The sequence below is a fragment of the Yersinia aldovae ATCC 35236 genome (genome assembly GCF_000173735.1).
Taxonomy (GTDB): Bacteria; Pseudomonadota; Gammaproteobacteria; order Enterobacterales; family Enterobacteriaceae; genus Yersinia; species Yersinia aldovae.
The window spans coordinates 1-1,187 of sequence record NZ_ACCB01000095.1; the positions used below are offsets into that span (position 1 = coordinate 1).

The following is a 1,187-nucleotide window of genomic DNA, read 5'->3' on the forward strand; positions in this document are numbered from 1 at the left end:
GTCCACTCCCCGTTATCTGAGACAGTCCTGATTAGAGTTTTCTAGCTGTTTTCGGTATGTCTCCGGGGGAAGATGCCCCAGACTTTCATGTGTACGATTCAGGTTATAATCCTGTTGCCAGAACCAAGCCATTTCTCTGACTTGGCTTAATGATTCAAACAAGTAAGCATTCAAAAACTCCCGACGAAATGAGCCATTAAAACGCTCAATAAATCCGTTTTGTTGTGGTTTACCCGGCTGAATATGGCACAGTGTAATGTGATTATATTCGCAGTAATTCAATAAGTTAACTGATATCAGTTCTGGGCCATTATCAACTCTGAGTTGCTGAGGTAACCCACGTTCTTTTTTCAGTCGATCAAGTACACGGATAACCCGGTCTGTCGGTAAAGAAGTATCAACTTCAATGGCCAGACATTCACGCGTTCCTTCGTCAATTATATTTAGTGTTCTGAACCGCTTACCGCAGTAAAGAGCATCATGCATAAAGTCCAGTGCCCACTGAATATCAGGCAGATTCACAATTGATAACGGCTTATTCTCACGTTTTGGCAGCGTTTTTTTGATCCTGCGTTTAAGGTTTAAACCTAACCGGCAATACACACGATAAACACGTTTATGGTTGAAGATAAACCCTTTAAATCTGAGACGATAATAGCATTTCCAGAAACCAGCCTGAGGCGACTCAGACAACACAGCCTGAATGGCATCGATAACGACCTTATCTTTTTCTCGCCAGTCAGTACCGCGCCGATAAAAAGAGGCCCGCGATAAAGAGGTCAGTTTGCAAGCTGTAATAACCGACAGGCCTGAAGCCGTTAATAATCCGGCACAGGACTTTTTCTCGGTTATTACCAACCCTTTTTTGCAAAAAGCTCCTTCATGGCATGATTTTCAAGACTGACTTCAGCAAACAATTTTTTGAGACGAGTATTTTCCTCTTCAAGCTCTTTTAATCGTTTAACATCATTAGCTTCCATCCCACCATACTTAGATTTCCAATTGTAGTAGGTGGCACTGCTAATTCCGTTCTGACGGCAAATTTCTTCAACTTTTATACCTGAATCAGCCAGTTTCAGGATATTAACGATCTGAGTTTCAGTAAAGCGTGCTTTTTTCATTTTGACCTCTGCAAAGGTAAAGGCAGAAAATCTAATTATAGCTGTCTCATTTTAGGGGGAGTGGAC

Annotated in this window: 1 protein-coding gene; it reads right to left on the bottom strand. The window is 41.7% G+C overall.

The genetic code is table 11. From position 1 onward, the window contains the following. Positions 1 to 12: 12 nt before the first annotated feature. Positions 13 to 1,121, bottom strand: a protein-coding gene (locus YALDO0001_RS22675) for an IS3-like element ISYal1 family transposase (RefSeq protein WP_086016827.1) whose coding sequence is annotated in 2 segments (ribosomal slippage) — positions 13 to 869 and positions 869 to 1,121 — 1,110 coding nt in all. Because the reading frame shifts where the segments join, the coding sequence is not laid out codon by codon here. Between the last annotated feature and the right edge of the window lie 66 nt (positions 1,122 to 1,187).